We start from the raw sequence: 23,834 nt of genomic DNA, 5'->3' as shown, positions 1-23,834 counted from the left end.
CGGAGCGCGCGCAGACCGTCGATTCTGCCCCCGGGGTGGGGCCTTGCGGCAAGCCCCCACCGCGGAGATATCCTGGAAATGCAGGGAGAGACGGGGGACTCACCATGGCCCATCGGATCGGCTACCTCATCGGCAGCCTGGCGTCGGACTCGATCAATCGCACCCTCGCGAGGGCGCTGGTGCGCCTCGCGCCGCCCAGCCTGGAGCTGGAGGAGATCCCCATCCGCGGCCTTCCCCTCTACAACCGCGACGACGAGCTCGAGCCGGTCGAGGCGGTCACGGAGTTCAAGCGCGCGGTGGAGAGTGCCGAGGGCCTGCTGTTCGTGTCGCCCGAGTACAACCGGTCGATCCCCGGCGCGCTGAAGAACGCGATCGACTGGGGCTCGCGCCCGTGGGGTCACAACTCGTTCGCCCGCAAGCCGAGCGGCATCATCGGTGCGTCGACCGGCGCGATCGGCACGGCCGTCATGCAGTCGTCCATGCGCAGCGTGCTGAGCTTCCTCAACGCCCCGCAGCTGAACGCGCCGGAGGCGTACATCACGTTCCGGCCCGAGGTGTTCGGTGCGGACGGCGAGGTGCACGACGAGGGCACGAGAGACTTCCTCGCGCACTACATGGAGGAGTACGGGGCGTTCGTCGAGCGGGTGCTGTCGCTCACCGCGCCAGGACACGTCGGCGACCGCTGACGCCTCGCCATCACGCCGGTGGGGCGTCCACGAGGGCGCGCAACGCCAGGGCGTCGTGCGGGGCGTGCCCGCGGGCGTCGTTGTCGAAGTACACGAACACGTCGCGCGGGCGGCCGTCCGCGGCGCCCGACCCGTCGGCCCAGGCCCGGATGAGCGTCGCCCACTCGCGCAACTCGGCGCCGGTGTACCCGCTGTGGTACAGCATGCGCGCGCCGTGGAGCCGGATGTACACGTGGTCCGCGGTCAGCGCGTCGAACCTCGGCCATCGCCCCGCGGTGTCCGCGACCACCAGCGCGGTGCCGTGCGCCTGCAGCAGCGTCAGGCTCGCGGGGTCGGCGAAGGTGGCGGAGCGCGGTTCGAGCGCGTAGCGCAGCGGCCGGTCGGCGTCGATGTCGAGCCACGCGCGGTCACGGAGGCGTTCGTCGTGGCCGCGGGCGAGTTCGAGCGCCTCCCCGGTGGTGCGGGGGAGGCTGTCGAGGAACGACTCCAGGAGCGCCGGCACGAACTTCTGGCGCTCCGGCAGCTGCCACAGGATCGGCCCGAGCCGTTCGCCGAGCGCCAGCACGCCCGAGGCGAAGAAGTTCGCGAGGGCCTGGTCGACCGCGCGCAGGCGCAGCATGTGCGTGACGTAGCGCGACCCCTTCACGGCGAACACGAAGTCGTCCGGCACGCTCGACGCCCACGTGCGGTAGCTCTCGGGCCGTTGCAGCGAGTAGAACGAGCCGTTGAGCTCGACCGAGGGGAACTGCTCCCCGATGTACTCGAGCTCGCGGCGCTGCGGCAGGCCGCGGGGGTAGAAGTCGCCCCGCCAGCGGGCGTAGCGCCAGCCCGAGACGCCGATGCGGACGCGCCCGGTGACGGGTCCCCCGGTCACGGTGCCGCCTCCGCGAGGGGGTGCGTAGCCGTCAAGCCCCTTGCCGCTGGCCGGCGGGCGTTACAGGGTGGGAGCATCCGCCGAACGAGAGGAGACGCGATGTTCCTGAGCGACCAGCCGATCGACGAGGTCAAGCCGGAAGCCGACCTGCAGGAGCAGGAGCGGCCCGATCTGGAGGTGCCGGACGACCCGGAGGTGACGACGACCGGTGAGCCGGACGTGCACTCGGTCGAGGCCGACCCGGCCGATGCGGCCGAGCAGCGGCACGAGGTGCCACTGGACGACGACGACCTCGACGACGCCGACGCCGACGACGACGTGCTGTAGGGCGATGCGGCACGCGCGGCGTCCCCCGGGTGCGCGCGGTGAGCGGGCGCCGAGTCTGTGGAATGCGCCGGTGGGATGAGAGGCGCCGCGGGAGCGGTGAAGGCCCCGCGGGTGCCTCCCGTCCGACGCGGGGCGCGAGTCGTTCGGAACACGGTCGTCATGGGGGGCGACGCTAGCCCCGCGGCGGCGTGTGCGGGCCGGGGTTGACCGCGGCTCTGCCGACGGCTAGTCGGGGACGGCTGACGGGCGAGGATGTGGGGCGCCGTGGCGCGGGGTATGCCCTCTCGACCGGACCGCCCCAGCACGGTGCTGTCGAGAGGGCTCACCGTCCTTCCCGGACGGTTGGGGAGGCGGCGAAACTTCCGCTGCTCTCGATGGCTGATTCCCCAGTTCCTCAGCCTGTAGCCCCCGCTACGAAGAGCAGAATATCGCTTAATCGCCGTGTCCGCCATTTGGGGGACAAAGAAAGTTGCGAGGAGGTTTTCGCCCGGGGTGTCTGTCGGGTCCGGTGGCGGTTTCGTAGGGTGGGGGAATGGACAGGATGCTCGTGTTCGCCGGTCAGGTCGCGCTCCCGCTCGGGCATCGGATCGAGGTGACCGAGCACGATGAGGGAGAGGGCCGAGAGCCGATCGTGCTGTCGGTAGTCGACCTCGACACGGGGATCCGGTACCGGCGCGGCGAGGAGGCGCGCGGCGCGCTCTCGCGCTGGATCGGACGGGTTCTGGAGTGCACGGTCACGGTCAGCGGCGGCGTGACGCGCACGGCGCTGCTCGTGGACCCCGTCGGGCCTGCGGCGAGCGAGGCCGGGGTCGCGCTGCGGGGAGCGGATGCGGCGGTGGAGGCGGCGAAGGCGGAGGCCGACCGCTGGGGTGGCACCGACCGCCCGCCGGCCGAGGAGCCCGAGCGCTTCTGGTGACGCACGCGGGCCGCGCGGGGCCGGGGCGGGTGCCTGGTGCGGTCGGCGGACGTCCTTCGCTTCTGAGGGGCCTGCGCTGTCGGTGCCCGGGTCATCGGAAGTCCCGCGATCGGTGGGCCACGCCGGTCTGCAGATCCTCGAAGGCGTCGGCGAGCACGTTGACCACACCCTCGGGTGAGCGTTCGAGGATGCCGCGGATGATGAGTGCCGGCGACTCGCGGGCGATCCGGCCGAAGCGGCCCCAGACACCGGTGGAGCAGATCACGTTCACCAGACCGCTCTCGTCTTCGAGGTTCACGAAGGTGACCCCGGCCGCTGTCGCCGGTCGCTGTCGGTGGGTGACCAGCCCGGCGACCTCGATGCGTCGTCCCGTCTCGTGCTTCTGCAGATCGGCCGCGGTCAGCACCCCGCGGGTCTGGAGGGCTGCGCGGAAGTGTGCCATGGGGTGGTCGTCCGTCGAGATGCCCGTGGCCCAGAGATCGGCCGAGAGCCGTTCGTAACTCGTCTGGTCGGCGAACAGGGGAGGCTGCACAGCCACGGTCGTCCCCGGCAGGAAGCGGGAGCGGTCGTCGGCCGCGGCCCCGGCGAGCCAGATCGCCTCCCGCCGTTCGAGGCCGAGGCACGCGAAGGCGCCGGCGGTGGCGAGGGCTTCCAGCTGCGCCGCCGTCGCATCGGTCCGCCGCACCAGGTCGTGGAGATCGCGATAGGGGCCGTGGGCCTCACGCTCGGCGACGATCCGTTCCGCCAGCGGCACGCCGATGCCGCGGATGCCGCTGAGCCCGAGTCGCACCGCGAACCGCCCGTCCCTGCGGTGTGCCGCCGACTCGTCCGGCGCGCTCCGGTCGAAGCGCAGGACTTCCGGTTGCGGATCCGCCAGGCAGCTCTCCCTGCCCGTGGGCCCGGTGCCGCCGTCCGCGGCGACGGGTTCGAGCAGCTCGGTGGCCCCGGACAGGTGCAGATCGGGGCGGCGCACCTCCACCCCGTGCCGGCGGGCATCCGCCGTGAGTGTCGCGGGGGAGTAGAACCCCATCGGCTGCGACCGCAGCAGCCCGGCGAGGAAGGCCGCCGGGTAGTGCAGCTTCAGCCAGGAGCTCGCGTAGACGAGGAGCGCGAACGACAGCGAGTGCGACTCGGCGAAACCGAAGTTCGAGAACGCCTGGATCTGCGCGTAGATGCGGTCGGCGTCGTCGTCCACGAGTCCTCGCCTGGCCATCCCTGCGTAGAGCTTGCCCCGCACCTTCTCGATCTTCTCCAGCCCTCGTTTGGACCCCATCGCCCGCCGCAGCAGGTCCGCCTCGTCGGCCGTGCAGTCGCCCACCGCCGTGGCCATCTGGATCAGCTGCTCCTGGAAGATGGGGATCCCCAGGGTGCGCTTCAGGATGTCCTCCAGGTCGCTGTGCGGGTAGGGGATCGGGAAGTCCACCGGCGCCTCGCCCCTGGCCTCCCGCTCCCTGTTCTCCTCGTCCGTCCGGTCCTTCGCCATCTTGCGCCGCACGAACGGATGCACCGCGCCACCCTGGATGGGTCCGGGGCGGATCAGGGCGATCTGGATCGCGAGGTCGTAGAAGCGGCGGGGCTGCAGGCGGGGCAGCAGGCCGATCTGCGCTCGGGACTCGACCTGGAAGACGCCGATCGAGTCGGCGCGGCACAGCATGTCGTACACCCCGGCCTCCTCCTTCGGCAGGGTCTCCAGCGTCCATTCCTCGCCGGTGGCCTCGCGCACGAGGTCGAAGCAGTGCTGCAGGGCCGCGAGCATGCCGAGGCCGAGCAGGTCGAACTTCACCAGCCCCATGAAGGCGGCGTCGTCCTTGTCCCACTGGATGACCGTCCTGTCCTCCATGCGGGCGTGCTCCACCGGGACCACCTCGCCGACCGGGCGCGCGGTGAGCACCATGCCGCCGGAATGGATCCCCAGGTGACGGGGGGCCTTGAGCAGCTCGGCGGCGTAGTCGAGCACGGTGTCCGGGATGTCGTGGCCCTCGACGGGCTCGAGCCCCGACCCCCACCCGTCGACCTGCCGAGACCACGAGTCCTGCTGGCCCGGTGAGTACCCCAGGGCCCTGGCCATGTCGCGGACCGCGTTCTTCGGCCGGTACTGGATGACGTTCGCCACCTGGGCCGCCCGCTCTCTTCCGTACTCGCGATACACCCACTGGATGATCTCCTCCCGGCGCCGCGAGTCGAAGTCCACGTCGATGTCGGGCTCCTCCGTGCGCGTGGTGGCGAGGAACCGCTCGAACGGCAGCCGGTAGAGGATCGGGTCGACCGCGGTGATGCCCAGCAGGTAGCACACCGCGCTCGCCGCAGCGGAGCCTCGCCCCTGGCAGAGGATCCCGCGGCGACGGGCCTCGGCGACGATGCCGTGCACGATCAGGAAGTAGCCGGGGAAGTCCTTCTCCTCGATCACGTCGAGCTCGCGCTCGATGCGGCGGTGGCCGTCGGCGTCCAGCCGGGGGTACTTCGTCGGCACCGCCGCCCACACCAGGTGTCGCAGCCAGCTCATGGGCGTGTGGCCCGGCGGCACGTCCTGCCGAGGGAGGGCCGGGCGTGCCATGCGCAGCGGGAAGGCGGAGGCGGCGGCGATCTCCAGCCCGTGTGAGATCGCTCCGGGGTAGCGCGCGAAACGTGCCGTCATCTCGGCCCCGCTGCGCAGGTGTGCTCCGCCGTGCGCGGGCAGCCAGCCGTCGAGCTCGTCCATGCTGCGCACCGCCCTGACCGCGGCCACGGCCTCCGCGAGGGGAGCCTGCATCGGCCTGGCGTAGTGCACGTTGTTGGTCGCCACGACCGGCAGGCGCATCCGCCGCGCGAGGTCGGCGAGAGCGTCGTTGCGCCGTGTGTCCAGGGGCTCTCCGTGGTCGAAGAGCTCGACGGCCACGCTGTCGCTGCCGAACAGGTCGACGAGTCGTCGGAGCGGGGTGGCGGCGTCGCCGGCGTCGAGCCCTCGCCGGACCGCGCCCTTGCGGCAGCCGGTCAGGATCGTCCAGTGTCCGTCCGCGCGGGCGGCCAGGTCGTCGAGGTCGTACACGGGGCGTCCCTTCTCCCCGCCCCGCAGCTGGGCGGCGGTGATCGCCCCGGACAGCCGGTGGTAGCCCTCCATGCCGCGGGCGAGCACGAGCAGATGCTCGCCGGGCGGGTCGGCGGCGCCCTGCGGGGCGAGCGGCAGGTCGAGCGACAGTTCGGCTCCGAACACGGTCTGCAGCTGCACCTCCATGTGCTCCGCGAGCTCGGCGAAGCGCGCGGCGCCGTAGAACCCGTCGTGGTCCGTGAGGGCGAGTGCGCTCAGGCCCAGGCGTTCGGCTTCGGCCAGAAGGTCTTCGGGGGAGGAGGCGCCGTCGAGGAAGGAGTAGGAGGAGTGCGCGTGCAGCTCGGCATAGGGCACGGCGTCCTCCGGCCGCTTCGGCAGGGCGGGAGGGAGGCGCTTGCGGCGTCGGCTCACGGGTCCGGGGTCCGCTCGTCGCCCGGGGGTCGCGGACGGCGGGGCCGGATCGCCGCTGAGGGTGCGCTCCAGTTGATCCCAGCTCAGCGGCGGGTTGTGCCATCCCATCAGCGATACCTCCCTTCAGCCCACCAGCGCTCGCCGGCGTGGAAGACGAGCCAGGCGCGGTCGCGGTCGTCGACGATCTGGAGCCGATGCCCCCGCTTGCCGCCCCCCGGAGCCCACCGGCGTTCCTGCACCGGCCACGGCCCCGCCCAGGCCTGCACCCCGGCACCGTCGATGCGGGCGGGGTCGTTCGACAGCGCCCCGCGGTCGTCCACCGTGAGGACGCTCCCGTCGACCCCGACGACGCCGACCGGGCGGGGAGGGCGGAAGACCTCGGACGGCAGCGGATCGGGGAGGCTGCCCGGCCAGGGCGACCCGGGGTCCCGCGGGGGCACCACTCGTTCGCCCCACGGGGTGAGCACCTGACGGTCGGCCAGCCAGCGCCCACCCGACACGGCCGCCGTGACCACGCCCTGATGTCCGAGCATGGTCTGCACCCGGGAGACCGCGTGGTGCAGGCGCTCGTCGGTGCCCGATCCGAAGAGGCCGGGCTGATGGTGTGCCGCGTCGTCCACGGCGACGGGGAGGATGCGGACCGCCGCGATGCCGCCGAACGCCCTCGCCTCGTCCACGGGTTCCTTCGCGGTCAGCGCCGCCAGGGACTCCAGCTGCCAGCGCACCCGGTCGACGAGGTCGGAGGCGTCGAAGCACGTCGGGTGCAGCCAGGTGCGGGAGAAGACCTCGCCGCCATCGTCCGTCAGATCGATCCGCACCTCGGTGCAGACGACGGAGGCATCGGCGAGGGCGAGCAGTACGGCGTCGGCCGTCTGCCGCACGGCGAAGGCCACCTGGTCGGCGCCGCCCAGGGGGGTGTCGAACTCGATGCTCCGCGCCAGCTCGGGGTCGGGCGGGCGCGGGGTCAGCGGGCGGGAGTCGGCGCCGGAGGCGAGGGCGTGCATCCGGGCTCCCTGTTCGCCGAAACGGTCGCGCACATCGAGCGGGTCGAGGGCGGTGAACGCGCCGAGGGTGCGCACCCCGAGTCGCAGGAGGAGCCCGCTGAGCTGCTCGTCGCGGAGCACCTGGACGGGGTACGGTGCCAGGAAATCCCGGGAGGCGCCGGGCGGGACGACCGTGCAGGGGGCCGTTCCCCGTGCGGCGATCTCGGCCGTGAAGGGACCGTCGGCGACCCCGACGCGCACCTCGGGGTAGCCGGCGTCGGCCAGGATCGCGGAGAGCGCCGCCGCCGCCTCCGCCTCGCCCCCGTGGTAGCGCGAGATGCCCCTGGCTCGCAGGATCGCGAGGCCCGGGCGCAGGAGCGTGACCCCGGGGGCGTGTCTCTCGATGACCTGCAGCACCGGGGCGAAGGCCCGTTCGTCCTTCCCCGGGTCGTGCGGGAGGACCCGGAGCGAGGAGAGGAGTCCCTGGGCGACGCGGCGACGTTGGCCGATGCGGACGCCGTGCGCTCGGGCCGAGGCGGTGCACGCGACGACCGTGTTCGCCTGCACCAGGGCCGTGGGCGGATGCGGCTGCCCGCCACCCAGGGCCGCCCGCAGGGGCCAGTCCGGGAACCACAGCACGAGGACGCGGAGGGGAGCGTTCATCCTGCCTCCGCCCAGAAGAGGAGCTCCGACGGGGCGGAGGTGCCCGACGCCTCCGGTTCGACGGAGAGCGGGGGCAGTGCGGTCAGCTCGGCCACCGCCGTCTCGACGGCACCGTGTCCGCCGGGGAGCCGCACCCGCACACTCGAGGCGCGCGGGCTGTGCCTGGTCCGGGCGGTGACCGTCACCGTGCAATCGGAGAGCAGGCCCCACCCCTCTCCGAGCCCGTGCCAGTCGGGGTCGTGCAGGCGGATGGTGCCCTCGCTCTGCGCCCACCGCCCCGCGCCCGGTTCCTCGGCGACCAGCAGGGTGGAGCCGCGGTCGCGCAGTCGAGCACTCAGCCGTGCGACATCCGCATCCCGGGCCCTCGACTCCGGCTGGACGACGATCAGCGGCACCACTTCGGCGAGGGCGGAGGTCACTGCGAGCCAGCGGTCTCCGGGAGACGGGACGAGGATGAGCCTGGTCAGGTCGATGCCGTAGGCGGCGGCGGCCTCCACCCCGAGGGTCGGCATGCCGATCACCGCGCACCAGTGCCCTTTGCCCGAGGCGGCACTGAGCAGCGCCAGCACGAGGGCCGGGGAGGGGGAGACCGTGTAGGAGGTGCCGGTCTGGAGTCCCTCCTCGGGCAGCAGCGCAGCGAAGGCGGGGTCGAGGGGGAGCAGGGTGTGCTCGCTGCGCCGCCGCTGCATCCGGCTGATCTCGCGGCGCAGCCGCAGCACCTCTCCGGCGCGGTTGTCGCTGGTCGGAGAGAGCGCGGTCATCGCATCGAGCCCGATCCCCATGCATCCATCCTCGAAGATATGTACGAATAAAGCAAGTGACGTGAACGACGCTAATTCGTACATCGGACATCCGCGAAACCCTGTCCACAGGGGGTCATCGGCGCGCATGCTGCTCGCCTAGCCTGCCCGGATGGATCTCCGACTCGCCCTCATCGGCCTGGTGCACGGCGCCCTCCTCGGCATCGGCGGATGGCTGGTCGTGATCGACGCACGCACGCACCGTCTCCCCAACCGCATCGTGCTGCCCACGCTCGCCGCCCTGCTCCTGCTCGTCACCGGGGATGCCGTCGCGACGGGTCGGCCCGAGTCGATGATCCGTGCCCTGCTCGGCGGCGTCCTGCTCGGTGGCTTCTACCTGGTGCTGCGCGTGATCAGTCGCGCCGGCATGGGCGGGGGAGACGTCAAGCTCGCGGCGGTCATCGGGCTGCTGCTTGCGTGGCACGGCTGGACGGCGCTCGCGCTCGGCGCGGCGTCCGCATTCGTCCTCGGAGCCCTGTACGCGCTCGTGCTGATGGCGCTGCGGCGCGCCGACCGGGCGACCAGGATCGCGTTCGGACCGTGGATGATCGCGGGAGCCGTCCTCGGTGTCCTGCTCGGCTGAGCGGCCGGGCGCCGCGCGGATGGGGGAGGTCGGGTCTACTCTGGGCACATGGCACTCGCACGACTCCACGGCGGCCCGCTGGACGGGCAGATCATCCCCCTCGGCGATGCGGACGACAAGCTGATCGTCCCCTACAGCGAGACGCAGGTGGTGTACAACCGCCGCGGCGAGCCGCAGAACACGGGCGAGGGCGACGGCCCGACCGAGGTCGACTACTGGTTCGAGGAGTCGCTCGAAGACCTCACGCTCGAGGATGACTGAGCCCTCCCGCACGGTCGAGGTCGAGCGCACGTACGACGTCGACGACGACACTCCGCTCCCGCGGTGGGAGGCGATCCCGGGGGTCGATGCCGTGTCGTCCGGTGAGCACCGTGCCCTGGACGCGCACTATCTCGACACCGACGACGGCGCCCTCGCGCGCTCGGGCGTCGCGCTGCGTCGCCGCACGGGCGGCCCGGACGAGGGCTGGCACGTGAAGGGGCCGCGGCAGGGCGACGGACGCCTGGAGCTGGGATGGCCGCTCGGTGACACCGGCGAGACCGTTCCCGCCGTGGTCGTCGAGGCGATCTCCGGCTGGACGACGGCGCCGCTGACCCCCCTCGCGCGCATCGAGAACGACCGCACGGCCTACCTGCTCACGGGGCCGCGCGGCGTCGTGGCGGAGTTCGTGGACGATCGCGTCCGTGCGACCGACGTCCGCCGTGGCACGCGCCGCGCGTGGCGTGAGTGGGAGGTGGAGCTCGGTCCCGCCGCTCCCGCCGATGAGGCAGGACGCGCAGCCCTGTTCGCCGCGGTCGAGGGCGTGGTGCGTGCGGCCGGCGCCCGTGAGGCGTCCTCCGAGTCGAAGCTCGCCAGAGCGCTCGGGTTCTAGGCGCGCGACGGCCACGACGCAACCCCTTTTCCCCGGAGCTCGCCGGGTGGTTGAGTGGGCCCATGAGCCGACCGCCTGTGCTTCGATCGCTGCAGACGATCGTCCCCGAGACCGTTCTCGTGCAGGAGCAGGTGCGTGAGGTCTTCGCCGCCCAGCCCGGTCTCGGTCGGCTGGCTCAGCGCATCGTGTCGACCTCCTTCCGCGTGTCGGGGATCGACACACGGCACACCGTGATCGATGAACTCGCCGAGGGGGCGGAGCCGGACGAGCCGCTGTTCTACGACCGTCGCTCCGGTCGACTGCTCGCCCCGGGCACGAAAGCACGCAACGACTACTACACGCGGGAGGCCTCGCGGCTCTTCGTCGAGGCCGCCCGTCGCGCGCTCGACGCGGATCCCGACGTGACCGCCGCCGATGTCACGCACGTGATCACGGTGTCCTGCACGGGCTTCCACGCACCGGGACCGGAGTACGAGATCGTGCGGGGGCTCGGTCTGTCCGATGCGGTCCAGCGCTATCACCTGGGCTTCATGGGCTGTTACGCCTCCATGCCGGCGCTGCGGGCCGCTGCTCAGTTCTGCGCGGCCGATGAGAACGCGGTCGTGCTGGTCGTGAGCGTGGAGCTCTGCACCCTGCACCTGCGCTCCTCGGAGGATCCGGACACGATCGTGGCCTCCTCGCTCTTCGCCGACGGCGCTGCAGCGGGCGTCGTCACCGCGCGTGACCTCCCCTCGTCCGTTCCCGCGCTCCGCCTCGACGGCTTCCACACCGCGATCGTCCCGGAGGGCGTGGACGACATGGCCTGGACGATCGGCGACTCGGGGTTCGAGATGATCCTGTCGACCGCGGTGCCGCAGATCATCGGCGCGTCCATCATCGGGGCGCTGGGCCCGCTCTACTCCCGGGAGGACGGCCTCGCGGAGGCGTTCGCCGCCGGACGGGTGGGTGAACAGGTGCGGCACTGGGCGATCCATCCCGGCGGGCGGAGCATCCTCGACAGGGTGCAGGAGCGGATGGCGCTGAGCGACGCACAGCTGCGACCGGCGCGCGAGACGCTGCGCGAGTACGGCAACATGTCGAGTGCGACCGTGCTGTTCGTGCTGAAGCGGATCCTGGAGCGCGAGGGGGCCGAGCCGGGCGACCGCGTGGCTGCGATGGCGTTCGGCCCCGGTCTCACGGCGGAGAGCGCGCTGCTGACCGTGGTCGCCCCGGCGGCTTCATGAGCGTGGATCTCCGGGTCCGCGCGACCCACGTGCGGGAGCTGATGGACGACCCGCAGGCCGATGAGGAGATGCTCGGTCGCACGTACCAGCGGTTCGGTGCCGTGAACGCGGTGGTCTCCCGGCCCGGACGCCTCTACCGTCAGGACATCCGCCCGCGCGCGGCCGCCCGCCGGATCCGCATCCTGGACATCGGTGCGGGCGGCGGGGATCTGTGCCGCCTTCTCGTGCGGCGGCTGCGGCGGGACGGGCTCGAGGCCGACGTCACGGCGCTGGATGCGGATGAGCGCGCGATCCGGTGGGCGTCAGCGCACGACGCGGGGCTGGGCATCCGCTACCGGTGTGCGCTGTCGTCCGAGCTGGTCGAGAAGGGCGATCGGTACGACGTGGTGCTGTCGAATCACGTGCTGCATCACCTGGATGCCGGGGAGTTCGACGCGGTGCTGCGCGACTCGCAGGCCCTCACCGCTCCGGGCGGGCTGGTCTCGCATCACGACATCGCGCGCGGCCGCCTGGCCTACACGGCTTTCGCGGGTGCCACGTGGCCGCTCTCCCGCACACTGCTCGCCGGTTCCTTCATCCGCGTGGACGGTCTGCGCAGTATCCGGCGCTCGTACACCGCGCGGGAGCTCGCCGCACTGGCGCCGTCGGGATGGAGCGTGCGCAGTCGTCTTCCCGCGCGACTGGAGCTGCGGTGGGAGGCGCCGCGTGCCGGAACATGACGTGCTCGTGGTCGGCGGCGGCCCCGTCGGGCTGCTCGTGGCGTGCCTGCTGGCACAGGACGGTCGGCGGGTGCGCGTGCACGAGCAGCGCGCGGAGCCCGGGCGGCGGACGCGCGCGATCGGCATTCACCGTCCGGGGCTCGATGCCCTCGACGCGGCAGGGGTGGGCACAGCAGCGCGAGCGGAGGCGCTGCGACTGACGGGCGGCGAGGTGCGCAGCAGGGGGCGGCGCCTCGCGTCACTGGACTTCACCGCGGACCGACCCGTCTACACACTGCCGCAGCCGCGGACGGAGGGGCTGCTGCGGGAGCGGTTGCAGCGTCTGCAGGGGGATGCGCTGCGCCTGGGCTCGACCGTCCGCTCGGTGCGCGACGACGGCACGGTCGTGCGGGTGGGCGTCGACGGCACCGACGGGCGGCGCGAGGAGACGGCGTCGATGGTCGTGGTCGCCGACGGTGTGCGCAGTCGTCTGCGTCGCGCGTTCGGGGTGGACTGGGCGCGCCGACCGGGGCGGGCGCGCTACGCGATGCTCGACGTGGAGGCGCCGACGACCGACCACCGCGCGGTGCTGTTCTTCGAGCCGGACGGCCTCGTGGAGTCGTTCCCCCTCCCCGGCGACCGTCGGCGGTGGGTGGTGCGCGAGGGTCAGGGTGGTCCGGTGGCGTCCGCGGCCGAGCTCGCGGCGGTCGTCGCGGCGCGCACCGGGCAGCGGCTGGTCGTGGACGACCGCGCCACGGTGTCGTCCTTCGTCGCCGCGCAGCATGTGGCGGAGCGGGTGCACCGGGGGCGCGTGGTGCTCCTGGGCGATGCGGCGCACGAGGTGAGCCCGATCGGTGGTCAGGGCATGAACCTCGGCTGGACGGCTGCGCTCCGGCTCGCCGCCGTCCTGCGCGACACCGAGCCGGGCGACAGGCCCGACCTCGACGCCTTCGCCCGTCGCACGCGGACGGCCGCCGCGCGGGCCCAGCGGCGCTCGGCGTTCTTCATGGCGATGGGCGCCCCCGCGCCGGTGCCGGTCGTCGCGGGCCGGGAGTCCCTGGTCCGCACGCTCGGCTCACCGGCGCTGCGCGCATGGACGACCGGCCTCCTCACGATGCACGGTCTCTGACGCACGAAGGCCCGGTCCGTGAGAGCGGCCCGGGCCTTCGTGTGCGTGCGATCAGAAGTTGATCATGTGGCCGGCGAGGCCGTGGAAGCCCTCCTGCAGGGCCTCCGACAGCGTCGGGTGCGTGTGCACGTTGCGTGCCAGCTCGAGTGCCGTGAGGTCCCACTTCTGGGCGAGCGTGAGCTCGGGCAGCAGCTCCGACACGTCGGGGCCGATCATGTGCGCACCGATGAGCTCGAGGTGCTCGGCGTCGGCGATGAGCTTGACGAAGCCGACCGGCTCGCCGAGGCCGTGCGCCTTGCCGTTGGCCATGAACGGGAACGTCGCGACCTTGATCTCGCGCCCCTCGTCCTTCGCCTGCTGCTCGGTGAGCCCGAACGACGCGACCTGCGGCGAGCAGAACGTCGCGCGCGGCATCATCCGGTAGTCGCCCAGGGTCATCGTCTCCGCGCCGCCGATGGTCTCGGCCGCGACCACGCCCTGTGCCTCGGCCACGTGGGCGAGCTGCAGCTTGGCCGTCACGTCGCCGATGGCGTAGATGCCCTCGACGTTGGTGCGCATGTGGTCGTCGATGTCGATCGCGCCGCGCTCGGTGAGTTTCACGCCCGTGTTCTCGAGCCCGAAGCCCTCGACGTTCGGGGCGAACCCGACCGACATGAGCACCTTGTCGGCCTCGATCGAGCTCTGCTGGCCGTCCTTGCCCGTGTACGACACGGTGACGGACGAGCCGTTGTCGACGACCGACTCGACCTTGGTGGAGGTGAGGATGTCGACGCCGTAGTTCTTGTACTGCTTCGTGATCTCCTTCGACACATCGGCGTCCTCGTTGGGGAGCGCACGGTCGAGGAACTCGATGATCGTGACCTTCACGCCGTAGTTCGTCATCACGTAGGCGAACTCCATGCCGATCGCGCCGGCGCCGACGATCACGATGGACTTCGGCAGCTCACGGGAGAGGATCTGCTCCTCGTACGTCACCACGTTGTCGCTCAGCTGCACGCCCGGAAGCAGACGCACCTTGGAGCCCGTCGCGATGATCGCGTTGTCGAACGTGACCTCTTCGGTCGTGCCGTCGGCTTTGGCCACCGAGATGGCCTTCGGGCCGGTGAACGTGCCGCGCCCGTCGTACTCGGTCACCTTGTTCTTCTTCATGAGGAAGTGGATGCCCTTGACGCGCCCGTCGGCCACGACGCGGCTGCGGTCGAACGCCTTGCCGTAGTCGATGGTGAAGTCGCCGGAGATGCCGAAGAAGTCGGCCTTGTGCTTCAGGGTGTGCGCGAGCTCCGCGTTCTTCAGGAGCGCCTTGGAGGGGATGCAGCCGACGTTGAGGCACACACCACCCCAGTACTTCTCCTCGATGATCGCGGTGGACAGGCCGAGCTGTGCGCTGCGAACCGCAGCGACGTATCCGCCAGGACCTGCACCAAGGATGACGACGTCGTAGTGTGGCATGCCTTAAGCCTATCGCTCGGTGGGGGCGTCGGAATCGGACGGAGCGGTGCCGCCGCGACGGCGCATCGTCAGCCACACGGCGACGCCGATCACGATCAGGACGGCGAGGACCACGAGCACCCAGATCCACGCCGATGCGCCCGCGTCGTCGGGTGCCGTCGGGGCGGGGGATGCGGGCGTCGGGGTCTGGTCGGTCGGGGCCGCGGTGGCGGGAGCGGTGGTCGCGGGGGCGGTGGTCGGCGCGTCGGTCGCTGCCTCGTCGCCGGCGGTGACCGTGAAGGAGAACTCGCCGGAGGTGGGATGACCGTCGCTGGACACGACCTTCCACACCACGTGATAGGCGCCGGCGGGGCCGCTGCCGCTGAGCGGCTGGGTGACGATCGCGCCGTCCACGGTCGCCGGCCCTTCGGTGACCGTCGCGCCGGAGGGGTCGGTCACGACCACCTCGGTCGCGCCCTCGCCGTCGATCAGCTTCGCGCTGAAGGTGAGGGTGAGCTCGGAGGGAACCGTCTCGACCGAGGAGTCCGCTGCGGGCGACGACGACACCAGGGCGTCGTGTGCCGAGGCGGAGAGGGGGGAGAAGAGCACGAGGGAGGCGGCGAGGAGGGCCGCGGCGAGGGCGATCGGGGTGGCCGGGTGGCGCAGGGCTTTGGTCTTCACCCCTCCACCCTATGAATCACCGGTATGCGACGGCTGAGTGCGAAAGCGACCTCCCCGGGGGCCTGCGGCATCCGTTAGTCTGGACAGTCAGGAGGGCACAGTGACAGACAGCGACAGCCGACCGGCCGGTGAAGCCGCCATCCATCGCTCCGGCGACCAGAAGCACGATGTGACGCAGACGTTCGGACACGACTCCGACCTGTCGTTCGTGCCGTTCGGCGTGGAGTTGACAGATGTCGAGCAGTCGGCCATCTCGGCGCTGCCCTCCGGTTCGGCTTTGCTGCTGGTCCGTTCGGGCGCCCTGGCCGGGGCACGCTACCTGCTCGACACCGACGTGACCACCGTCGGCCGCCACCCCGAGGCCGACATCTTCTTCGATGACGTGACCGTGTCTCGTCGGCACGCGGAGATCACGCGCAACGGCGCCGCGTTCGAGATCATCGACCAGCGGTCGCTCAACGGCACCTACGTGAGCGGGGAGCGCGTCGACCGCAGCACGCTCACCGACGGTGCCGAGCTCCGTGTCGGCAAGTTCCGGCTGAACTTCTTCGCCTCGCCCCTCGATCGTCCGGCGGCGAACGCCTGATGGCGGCGACTTCCGCCCGCGAACGCTCGTCGTCCGCGGGCCTGCTGAGTATCGGTCAGGTGCTCGCTCGCCTCACGCCGGAGTTCCCCGACCTGACCTCCAGCAAGCTGCGGTTCCTCGAGGTGCAGGGCATCGTGCGCCCGTCGCGCACCGAGTCGGGGTACCGCAAGTTCTCGACCGCCGACATCGAGCGGCTGCGCCTCGGGCTCACGCTCCAGCGCGACCACTACCTTCCACTGAGCGTGATCCGCGAGCAGCTCGACCAGGCCGAGGCGACCGGCGATGCCGCTGCCCTCGTCCCGCCGCCGTCGATCTCACCCGCGCCGCGTCGCTACCGCCGCGATGAGCTCCTCGCTGCCGCCGGCGCCGGGCCGCAGCTTCTCAACGACGCCATCAGCACCGGCGTCATCACCGCGCAGGAGACCTATCCGGAGAACACGGTGGCGCTCCTGCGGGGACTCGTGGCGCTCGACCGGCACGGCATCGAGCCGCGTCACCTGCGTTCGCTGCGCCAAGGGGCGGAGCGGGAGGTGTCGCTGATCGAGTCGGCACTGTCGACACTGCTCCGACGCACGGACGCGCCGTCGCGCGCGCGAGCGAGCGAACTGGCTCCGGAGCTCGCGTCACGGATCGACGACGTGCGGGCGCTGTTCGTGAAGGACGCGCTGTCGCGCATCCTTTCGTAACGAACTGATTGCGACACACCTTCGGCCCCGCGCGGATGTCGTTGCCGGTGCCGGGGCACTGCTCTACCGTGGAGATAACCGTTCCAGGGAGGATTTCAGATGAATGCGGATGAGCTCGCAGGCGACCCGCGGTTCGTGACCGAACTCCTCTTCACCGACGGTCTCCCGGCCATGGACGACGAGGTCGGCTACCGCGGCGCCGTGGCCGCTCGCGCCGCCGGCATCACGTATCGCCAGCTCGACTACTGGGCCCGCACCGAGCTCGTCGTGCCCACCGTCCGTGGCGCCAGTGGCTCCGGATCGCAGCGTCTGTACGGCTTCCGTGACATCCTCGTCCTCAAGCTCGTCAAGAGCCTGCTCGACACCGGCATCTCCCTGCAGCAGATCCGCACCGCGGTGGAGGAGTTGCGCCGGGCCGGTATCCGCGACCTCGCGGGAACCACGCTCATGAGCGACGGCGCCTCGGTCTACCTCTGCACGTCCAACGACGAGGTCATCGACCTGGTCAGTCGCGGGCAGGGCGTGTTCGGCATCGCCGTCGGCAAGGTGCTCCGCGAGGTGGAGTCGACACTGGTCGCATTCGACCCGACCGCACCGGACCCCGTCGACGAACTGTCGGCACGCCGGGCGAAGCGCACCGCCTGAGCGGCGCCCCCGCACGCCAACGAAGAACGGCCACCCTCGAAGAGGATGGCCGTTTCGTCGTTCGTGCGTGCGTCAGCTCTGCGGACCGCTCTCCGGGACGGGGATCCGTCCGGTGCGGATGATGCGGTCGAGCAGCTGATCGAAGTCGGCCGCAAGCTCCTGTGCGGAGTCGCCCGGCCAGATATGCAGCGGCTTCGCCGCGCCCTGCGCCTGCTGCAGCGACGTGCGCTCGGGCAGCTGGGGGGAGAGCACGAGGGGACCGAACATGTCGCGCAGCTCCTTGATGCGGAACTGGTGCTCGATGGACTGCGGGCGCACGCGGTTCACCACGATGCCGAGCGGCTGGAGGCGAGGCGACAGGCCGCGACGGATCTCTTCGATGGCGCGCAGCGCGCGGTCGGCCGCCGCCACGGAGAAGAGCCCGGGCTCGGTCACCACCATCACGCGGTCGCTCGCCGCCCACGCGGTGCGGGTCAGCGCGTTCAGCGACGGGGCGCAGTCGATGAGCACGAGGTCGTAGTCGGCCTCCACGGCCGCCAGCGCCTCCTCGAGCTTCCAGACGTCGCGGACGCTCGGGTGCGGTCCGTCGAAGTTGATGGCGGACGGGCTGCCGATCAGCACGTCGATGGTCCCGGGGTGGACCTTGGCCCAGCCGCTGGAGGTGATCGCCTGACGGACGGTCTTCTCCTTCGGGTTGGCCAGGACGTCGGCGACGTTGAGTCGCCCGGCGACCTGGATGTCCATCCCGGTGGAGACGTCGGACTGCGGATCGAGGTCGACGACGAGCGTCCGGACGCCCCGAGCGAAAGCCGCGGAGGCCAGCCCGAGTGTCACGGTCGTCTTGCCGACGCCCCCCTTGAGAGAGCTGACGCTGAGTACGTGCACGGACACCACGTTACCTTCCCCTAGGCTGGGGGAACACTCAGCCCCGCCCATGCGCGTGCGTCGACGCCGCGCATCGAGCTCTCAGAGGTGTGCATGTTCCAGAAGATCCTTGTGGCGAATCGCGGCGAGATCGCGATCCGGGCATTCCGAGCGGCAGTGGAGGTCGGGGCCCGCACTGTCGCGGTCTTCCCCCATGAAGACCGCGGTTCGGTGCACCGGCTGAAGGCCGACGAGGCGTACGAGATCGGTGAACGCGGCCACCCCGTCCGCGCCTACCTGGACGTCGACGAGATCATCCGCGTCGCCCGTGAGTCGGGCGCCGACGCGATCTACCCGGGTTATGGCTTCCTGTCCGAGAACCCGGAACTCGCGGAGAAGGCCGCCGCGAACGGCATCGTCTTCATCGGACCGCCCGCGAAGGTCCTGGAGATGGCCGGCAACAAGGTCGAGGCCAAGCGCCATGCGATCGAGGCCGGGGTGCCGGTGCTCCGATCGACGGAGGCCTCCGACGACGTCGACGCCCTGGTCGCGCAGGCGGAGGACATCGGGTTCCCGCTGTTCGCCAAGGCGGTGGCTGGCGGCGGCGGTCGTGGCATGCGGCGCGTCGAGACCCTCGGCGACCTCGCTCCGGCACTGGCGGAGGCGATGCGCGAGGCCGGCAGTGCCTTCGGTGACCCACGAATGTTCCTGGAGCAGGCCGTCGTGCGCCCGCGCCACATCGAGGTGCAGATCCTGGCCGACAAGACGGGCGAGACCGTGCATCTGTTCGAGCGCGACTGCTCGGTGCAGCGACGCCATCAGAAGGTCGTCGAGATCGCCCCCGCGCCGAACCTCGACGACGACGTCCGCCACGCTCTGCACGGGTACGCCGTGGCCTTCGCGCGCTCGATCGGTTATGAGAACGCCGGCACCGTCGAGTTCCTTCTGGAGACCGCGGGGGAGCGGGCCGGGGAGGTCGTGTTCATCGAGATGAACCCGCGCATCCAGGTCGAGCACACCGTGACGGAGGAGGTCACCGACGTCGACCTCGTGCAGAGCCAGCTGCGCATCGCCGCCGGCCAGACCCTGGCCGAGCTCGGTCTGCAGCAGGAGAACCTGCACCTGCGCGGTGCGGCGCTCCAGTGCCGCATCACGACGGAGGACCCGACGCAGGGCTTCCGTCCCGACACCGGGAAGATCACCACCTACCGTTCGCCCGGTGGCGCGGGGATCCGGCTCGACGGGGGAACCGTGCACCAGGGCGCGCAGATCAGCCCGCACTTCGACTCGATGCTGGCGAAGCTCACCTGCCGCGGCCGCGACTTCCCCGCGGCGGTGGCCCGTGCCCGTCGCGCGCTCGCGGAGTTCCGCATCCGCGGGGTGTCGACCAACATCCCGTTCCTGCAGGCGCTGCTCGACGACGCCGCGTTCGTGCGTGGTGACGTCAGTACCTCCTTCATCGACGAGCGCCCCGAGCTCCTGCGCGGACGCGTGTCGAAGGACCGTGGCACCAAGATCCTCAACTGGCTCGTCGACGTCACGGTCAACAAGCCGCACGGCGCGCATCCCGGGGTCGTCGACCCGGTGACGAAGCTCCCCGTGATCGACCTCGCCGCGACGCCGCCGTCCGGGTCGAGACAGCGTCTGCTCGACCTCGGCCCCGAGGGGTTCGCCCGCAGCCTCCGTGCACAGACGGCGCTCGCGATCACCGACACCACCTTCCGTGACGCGCACCAGTCGCTGCTGGCCACCCGGGTGCGCACGAAGGACCTGGTCGCCGCGGCGCCCTACCTCGCCCGGCTCACGCCCGAGCTGCTGTCGGTCGAGGCCTGGGGCGGTGCGACCTACGACGTCGCGCTGCGGTTCCTCGGCGAAGACCCGTGGGAGCGCCTCGACAAGCTGCGTGCCGCCCTGCCCAACGTGGCGATCCAGATGCTGTTGCGAGGACGCAACACGGTCGGCTACACCCCGTACCCGACCGCGGTGACACAGGCGTTCGTGGCGGAGGCGGCGGCGAGCGGCGTCGACATCTTCCGCATCTTCGACGCCCTGAACGACGTCGAGCAGATGCGTCCGGCGATCGAGGCGGTACGCAGCACGGGCACGGCCGTCGCGGAGGTCGCGCTGTGCTACACCGGCGACCTGCTCGACCCGGCGGAGGAGCTCTACACCCTCGACTACTACCTCGGCCTGGCGGATCAGATCGTCGCCGCGGGTGCCCACATCCTCGCGATCAAGGACATGGCGGGCCTGCTGCGACCGGCGGCCGCGGCGAAGCTCGTGACGGCGCTGCGCGATCGGTTCGACCTCCCCGTGCACCTGCACACCCACGACACCCCGGGCGGGCAGCTGGCGACGCTCCTCGCGGCCAGCGCGGCGGGCGTCGATGCGGTCGATGCGGCTTCCGCACCGCTGTCGGGAACCACGAGCCAGCCGTCGCTGTCGTCGCTGGTGGCCGCGCTCGCGCACACCGAGCGCGACAGCGGGCTGTCGCTCGCGGCGGTGTCCGACCTCGAGCCGTACTGGGAGGCCGTGCGGCGGCAGTATGCGCCGTTCGAGTCCGGGCTGCCGGGACCCACGGGGCGGGTCTACCACCACGAGATCCCGGGCGGTCAGCTGTCGAACCTGCGACAGCAGGCGAAGGCTCTGGGGCTGGCGGACGACTTCGAGCTCATCGAGGACATGTACGCCGCCGCCGACCGGATCCTCGGACGCGTGCCGAAGGTGACACCCTCCTCGAAGGTCGTCGGAGATCTCGCTCTGCATCTCGCCGCGGTGAAGGCCGATCCCGCCGACTTCGAAGCGAACCCGGAGAAGTACGACGTGCCGGAATCCGTCGTCGGCTTCATGGCAGGCGAGCTCGGTGACCTGCCGGGCGGGTGGCCCGAGCCGTTCCGTTCCAAGGTGCTCGCCGGGCGATCGGTGCGTGCGGGGCTGACGGCCCTCACCGCCGAGGACGAGGCGGATCTCGCCGGATCGAGCGAGCAGCGCCGTTCGCGACTGAACACGCTGCTGTTCCCGGCGCCGACCGCCGAATTCCGTGAGCGCCGCGAGCTGTTCGGCGATCTGTCCGTGCTCGACACGAGCGACTACCTGTACGGGCTCGTTCCCGGGCAGGAGCACCTGATCGAGATCGACCGCGGTGTGCAGCTGTACGTCGGGCTCGAGGCGATCGGCGACGCCGACGACAGAGGCATGCGCACCGTGATGACGACGCTGAACGGTCAGCTCCGTCCGGTGTTCGTCCGCGACCGCTCCGTGGCGGTCGACGCGCACGAGGTGGAGAAGGCCGACACGTCCGTCCCCGGTCAGGTCGCGGCACCGTTCTCCGGAGTGGTCACGCTCAAGGTCGAGGTCGGTGCGGCCGTCAGGGCCGGGGAACCGGTGGCATCGATCGAGGCGATGAAGATGGAGGCGGCCATCACCGCCCCCGTCGACGGCGTGATCGAGCGGCTTGCCATCGCCGAGACCCAGCAGGTCGACGCGGGTGATCTTTTGGTCGTCATCCGTCCGTCGCACTAATCTTGTGCGGGCGAGGCCGCGCACTGCGTTGCGCACCCGAGGCCCCGCACAGGCTTGGAGTGACACGTGACCACGAAGAAGACAGGCGACCCCGACGAGAATCCGCTGGGGGTGCTGGACGACACCGGGTCGATCGACACGGCGGGCATCGGCATCCTCGGCGGGACCGCCCAGGTGCGGGTGACGCTGCCGATCGAGGAGGACGACGACCTCGTCGATGACGGTGTCGTGGACGGCGAGGTGGTGGGGGACCTCATCATCGACGACGTCGCGGTCGAGGGCGCCCCTGTCCCGATCGCCGCTGCGGCGATCACGATCAGCTCGACGCCCGTGACCCCGCCGGTGGAAGAGGCGACGACGGCGTCGCCGGCGTCGTCCGATACGCCGCCGCCCGCCCCGGCGCCGGAGAAGCCGATCGTGAAAGCCGCGATCGACGAGGGGGCTCAGCGACCCGCCGGGTCCGAGACCGATGCGGTGCGGGAGGCGATCGTGCTCGACGACTCGTCCGCGGGCGACGAGCCCGGCTCGGACGACGTCTCCTCCCCGCACGCCGAGGAGGAGGCGGCCGCCGCCCGCTTCCTCGCGAAGGCTGGTGCGGATGCGGGGGCTGCTGCCTCCCCGTCCTCCGTCTCGCCAGGTCCATCGCCCCGGAAGGAGCCACGGATGTCCACGTCCGACAGCCGATCCGTCACCCCGTCGCCGGTGCAGCCCGCACCCGCCGCCGAGGTCACCCTCGCCTCGAAGCGCCTCGGGGAGCTCAGCGAGTCCGCGCGTGAGTCCGCCGATCTGCTGACGGCCGACCGTCTGCTCGACCCGCACCACGTCACCAAGCCCGAGCCGGAGGGCGGCTGGAGCCACTTCCTCTATACGGTGTCCGGTCGACGGATCAACATCGGTGACAGCCGACGGGCCCGCGAACGCAAGGCGCTCACGGCGCGCATCGGCGCGCCGCTGACGGGCGGTGCGCGCTTCATCCCCGTGCTGTCCCGCAAGGGCGGCGTGGGCAAGACCACCATCACCGCGCTTCTCGGTATGGCTCTCGCCGATGCCCGCGAGGACCGCGTGATCGCCGTGGACGCGAACCCGGATCGCGGCACCCTCGCCGACCGGGTCGTCCGTCCGCAGCACGGCAAGTCCGTGCGCGATCTCGTCCGTATCCGTGACGAGGTGCGCGGCTACCACGACATCTCCGCGATCGTGGCTCGTGACGCGACCAGGCTCGACGTGCTCGCGTCCGACGCCGACCCCCACGTGGCCGAGGCCTTCAGCGACACCGACTACCGCGATGTCGCCGCGGTCGCCGCGCACTACTACTCGCTCGTCCTCACCGACACCGGCACCGGCATCGTGCACTCGGTGATGTCGGCCACGCTCGATCTCGCCGATCAGCTCGTGATCGTGTCGGGTCTCAGCGTCGACGAGGCACGCCTCGCGTCCGAGACGCTCACGTGGCTGGAGACCAACGGCTACACCGAGCAGGCGCGCAACGCGATCGTGGTGCTCAACCAGTCCACGCCGGGCAGCCCGCTCGTGCGCCTCAACGAGCTGCAGGCCCACTTCGCCACCCGGGTGCGCAGCGTGGTGCGGGTCCCGTACGACCCGCAGATCGCAGGCGGAGGGAGCATCGTGTTCGCGAACCTGCAGCCGGAGACCCGCACGGCTGCGCGGGAGCTCGCCGCCCTGCTCGTCGAGGGCCTGCGGGCGAAGGCCGCCTGATGGCCGTCCGCGAGATCCGCATCTTCGGCGACCCGGTCCTGCGAACGGCGTGCGCTCCGATCGATGAGATCGACGACGGCGTCCGCGCCCTGGTGGCCGACCTCGTCGACACGGTCGCGCTCCCCGGACGGGCCGGTGTGGCCGCGAACCAGATCGGCGTCGCCGTCCGGGCGTTCAGCTACAACATCGACGGCGACATCGGCTACGTCCTCAATCCCGTGCTGACCGAGGTCCGCGGGGAACCCCAGCCCACGGGGGAGGGGTGCCTGTCCGTGCCGGGCTTGTGGCACGACGCGCAGCGCCATCCGTGGGCCAGGGTCGAGGGCATCGATCTCGACGGGCAGCCTGTGGTGCTCGAGGGCGAAGGGCTGTTGGCCCAAGCGCTCCAGCACGAGACGGACCACCTCGACGGCAAGCTCTTCCTCACCCGGCTCGACCCGGAGACGCGCAAGGTCGCGATGCGGCAGGTGCGCGAGAGCTCCTGGTTCTAGCCGCATGAAGAAGGGCCCCGCCGCGG

Annotated in this window: 22 protein-coding genes; 15 read left to right on the top strand and 7 right to left on the bottom strand. The window is 71.4% G+C overall.

Annotated features, from left to right (window positions below):
* The first annotated feature begins 104 nt into the window (after positions 1–104).
* Positions 105–686 (top strand): NADPH-dependent FMN reductase, encoded by a 582-nt coding sequence (locus ACFV3I_RS12680; protein WP_136031252.1) that lies wholly within the window; start codon positions 105–107, stop codon positions 684–686.
* A gap of 10 nt (positions 687–696) precedes the next feature.
* Here ACFV3I_RS12680 and ACFV3I_RS12675 read toward each other — a convergent pair whose 3' ends face one another.
* A complete protein-coding gene (locus ACFV3I_RS12675; protein ID WP_378822985.1) occupies positions 697–1,560 on the bottom strand; it encodes a DUF72 domain-containing protein in 864 nt (287 codons plus the stop codon).
* A 99-nt stretch (positions 1,561–1,659) separates the two neighbouring features.
* Here ACFV3I_RS12675 and ACFV3I_RS12670 point away from each other — a divergent pair, with 99 nt between their 5' ends.
* Positions 1,660–1,887: a hypothetical protein gene (locus tag ACFV3I_RS12670; protein WP_378822982.1), complete on the top strand. Its 228-nt coding sequence runs from the start codon at positions 1,660–1,662 to the stop codon at positions 1,885–1,887.
* Between the two features lie 532 nt (positions 1,888–2,419).
* A complete protein-coding gene (locus tag ACFV3I_RS12665; RefSeq protein WP_206253268.1) occupies positions 2,420–2,803 on the top strand; it encodes a hypothetical protein in 384 nt (127 codons plus the stop codon).
* Positions 2,804–2,894: 91 nt separating this feature from the next.
* Here ACFV3I_RS12665 and ACFV3I_RS12660 read toward each other — a convergent pair whose 3' ends face one another.
* The 3 genes from ACFV3I_RS12660 to ACFV3I_RS12650 are packed head-to-tail and all read right to left on the bottom strand — an operon-like array spanning position 2,895 to position 8,667.
* Positions 2,895–6,347, bottom strand: a complete 3,453-nt coding sequence (locus ACFV3I_RS12660) for an error-prone DNA polymerase (protein ID WP_136031256.1) — start codon at positions 6,345–6,347, stop codon at positions 2,895–2,897.
* The gene (locus tag ACFV3I_RS12655; protein WP_136031258.1) at positions 6,347–7,885 is read right to left on the bottom strand and encodes a DNA polymerase Y family protein; all 1,539 of its coding nucleotides are present in this window, start codon (positions 7,883–7,885) and stop codon (positions 6,347–6,349) included. The genes ACFV3I_RS12660 and ACFV3I_RS12655 overlap by 1 nt, the downstream gene beginning before the upstream one ends.
* Positions 7,882–8,667, bottom strand: a complete 786-nt coding sequence (locus tag ACFV3I_RS12650; protein WP_136035397.1) for a hypothetical protein — start codon at positions 8,665–8,667, stop codon at positions 7,882–7,884. Before ACFV3I_RS12650 ends, ACFV3I_RS12655 begins: the two co-directional genes overlap by 4 nt.
* 130 nt (positions 8,668–8,797) lie before the next feature.
* Between ACFV3I_RS12650 and ACFV3I_RS12645 the strand changes: the two genes are divergently transcribed.
* The 6 genes from ACFV3I_RS12645 (at position 8,798) to ACFV3I_RS12620 (ending at position 13,189) form a co-directional block, all read left to right on the top strand.
* Positions 8,798–9,268: an A24 family peptidase gene (locus tag ACFV3I_RS12645; RefSeq protein ID WP_247638903.1), complete on the top strand. Its 471-nt coding sequence runs from the start codon at positions 8,798–8,800 to the stop codon at positions 9,266–9,268.
* 48 nt (positions 9,269–9,316) lie between these two features.
* The gene (locus tag ACFV3I_RS12640; protein ID WP_046749348.1) at positions 9,317–9,529 is read left to right on the top strand and encodes a hypothetical protein; all 213 of its coding nucleotides are present in this window, start codon (positions 9,317–9,319) and stop codon (positions 9,527–9,529) included.
* Positions 9,522–10,139 (top strand): CYTH domain-containing protein, encoded by a 618-nt coding sequence (locus tag ACFV3I_RS12635; protein WP_136031264.1) that lies wholly within the window; start codon positions 9,522–9,524, stop codon positions 10,137–10,139. Before ACFV3I_RS12640 ends, ACFV3I_RS12635 begins: the two co-directional genes overlap by 8 nt.
* Before the next feature lie 62 nt (positions 10,140–10,201).
* Positions 10,202–11,362: a type III polyketide synthase gene (locus ACFV3I_RS12630; RefSeq protein ID WP_136045486.1), complete on the top strand. Its 1,161-nt coding sequence runs from the start codon at positions 10,202–10,204 to the stop codon at positions 11,360–11,362.
* Positions 11,359–12,081: a methyltransferase domain-containing protein gene (locus ACFV3I_RS12625; RefSeq protein WP_247638904.1), complete on the top strand. Its 723-nt coding sequence runs from the start codon at positions 11,359–11,361 to the stop codon at positions 12,079–12,081. The genes ACFV3I_RS12630 and ACFV3I_RS12625 overlap by 4 nt, the downstream gene beginning before the upstream one ends.
* Entirely contained in the window at positions 12,068–13,189 is a 1,122-nt protein-coding gene (locus ACFV3I_RS12620; protein WP_247638905.1) for an NAD(P)/FAD-dependent oxidoreductase, read from the top strand. The genes ACFV3I_RS12625 and ACFV3I_RS12620 overlap by 14 nt, the downstream gene beginning before the upstream one ends.
* Positions 13,190–13,240: 51 nt before the next feature.
* On the opposite strand, the gene lpdA is transcribed toward ACFV3I_RS12620, so the two are convergent.
* Both lpdA and ACFV3I_RS12610 read right to left on the bottom strand, forming a co-directional pair.
* The gene (gene lpdA / locus ACFV3I_RS12615) at positions 13,241–14,638 is read right to left on the bottom strand and encodes a dihydrolipoyl dehydrogenase (RefSeq protein ID WP_136031272.1); all 1,398 of its coding nucleotides are present in this window, start codon (positions 14,636–14,638) and stop codon (positions 13,241–13,243) included.
* 9 nt (positions 14,639–14,647) lie between these two features.
* Positions 14,648–15,298 (bottom strand): copper resistance protein CopC, encoded by a 651-nt coding sequence (locus tag ACFV3I_RS12610; RefSeq protein ID WP_378822979.1) that lies wholly within the window; start codon positions 15,296–15,298, stop codon positions 14,648–14,650.
* Positions 15,299–15,398: 100 nt separating this feature from the next.
* Between ACFV3I_RS12610 and ACFV3I_RS12605 the strand changes: the two genes are divergently transcribed.
* From ACFV3I_RS12605 to ACFV3I_RS12595, 3 genes are all read left to right on the top strand, one after another.
* Positions 15,399–15,884 carry an FHA domain-containing protein gene (locus tag ACFV3I_RS12605; protein WP_378822976.1) on the top strand — a complete coding sequence of 162 codons (486 nt, stop codon included), beginning with the start codon at positions 15,399–15,401 and terminating at the stop codon, positions 15,882–15,884.
* Positions 15,884–16,570 (top strand): MerR family transcriptional regulator, encoded by a 687-nt coding sequence (locus ACFV3I_RS12600; RefSeq protein ID WP_136031278.1) that lies wholly within the window; start codon positions 15,884–15,886, stop codon positions 16,568–16,570. Before ACFV3I_RS12605 ends, ACFV3I_RS12600 begins: the two co-directional genes overlap by 1 nt.
* Before the next feature lie 99 nt (positions 16,571–16,669).
* On the top strand, positions 16,670–17,215 hold the full coding sequence (locus ACFV3I_RS12595) for a MerR family transcriptional regulator (protein WP_136031281.1): 546 nt from the start codon (positions 16,670–16,672) through the stop codon (positions 17,213–17,215).
* Between the two features lie 72 nt (positions 17,216–17,287).
* On the opposite strand, the gene ACFV3I_RS12590 is transcribed toward ACFV3I_RS12595, so the two are convergent.
* Entirely contained in the window at positions 17,288–18,100 is an 813-nt protein-coding gene (locus ACFV3I_RS12590) for a ParA family protein (RefSeq protein WP_136031283.1), read from the bottom strand.
* A gap of 93 nt (positions 18,101–18,193) precedes the next feature.
* Here ACFV3I_RS12590 and ACFV3I_RS12585 point away from each other — a divergent pair, with 93 nt between their 5' ends.
* The 3 genes from ACFV3I_RS12585 to ACFV3I_RS12575 all read left to right on the top strand — a co-directional run bounded on the left by ACFV3I_RS12585 (position 18,194) and on the right by ACFV3I_RS12575 (position 23,808).
* Positions 18,194–21,601, top strand: coding sequence for a pyruvate carboxylase (locus tag ACFV3I_RS12585; RefSeq protein ID WP_378822973.1), 3,408 nt, complete (start codon positions 18,194–18,196; stop codon positions 21,599–21,601).
* Positions 21,602–21,667: 66 nt separating this feature from the next.
* Entirely contained in the window at positions 21,668–23,317 is a 1,650-nt protein-coding gene (locus ACFV3I_RS12580) for a MinD/ParA family protein (RefSeq protein ID WP_247638909.1), read from the top strand.
* A complete protein-coding gene (locus tag ACFV3I_RS12575; RefSeq protein ID WP_136037278.1) occupies positions 23,317–23,808 on the top strand; it encodes a peptide deformylase in 492 nt (163 codons plus the stop codon). Before ACFV3I_RS12580 ends, ACFV3I_RS12575 begins: the two co-directional genes overlap by 1 nt.
* Positions 23,809–23,834 lie beyond the last annotated feature (26 nt).

The sequence above is a fragment of the Microbacterium sp. NPDC059771 genome, from assembly GCF_042732495.1.
GTDB classification, from domain to species: Bacteria; Actinomycetota; Actinomycetes; order Actinomycetales; family Microbacteriaceae; genus Microbacterium; species Microbacterium sufflavum.
This window is presented reverse-complemented; position numbering and strand designations above follow the sequence as displayed.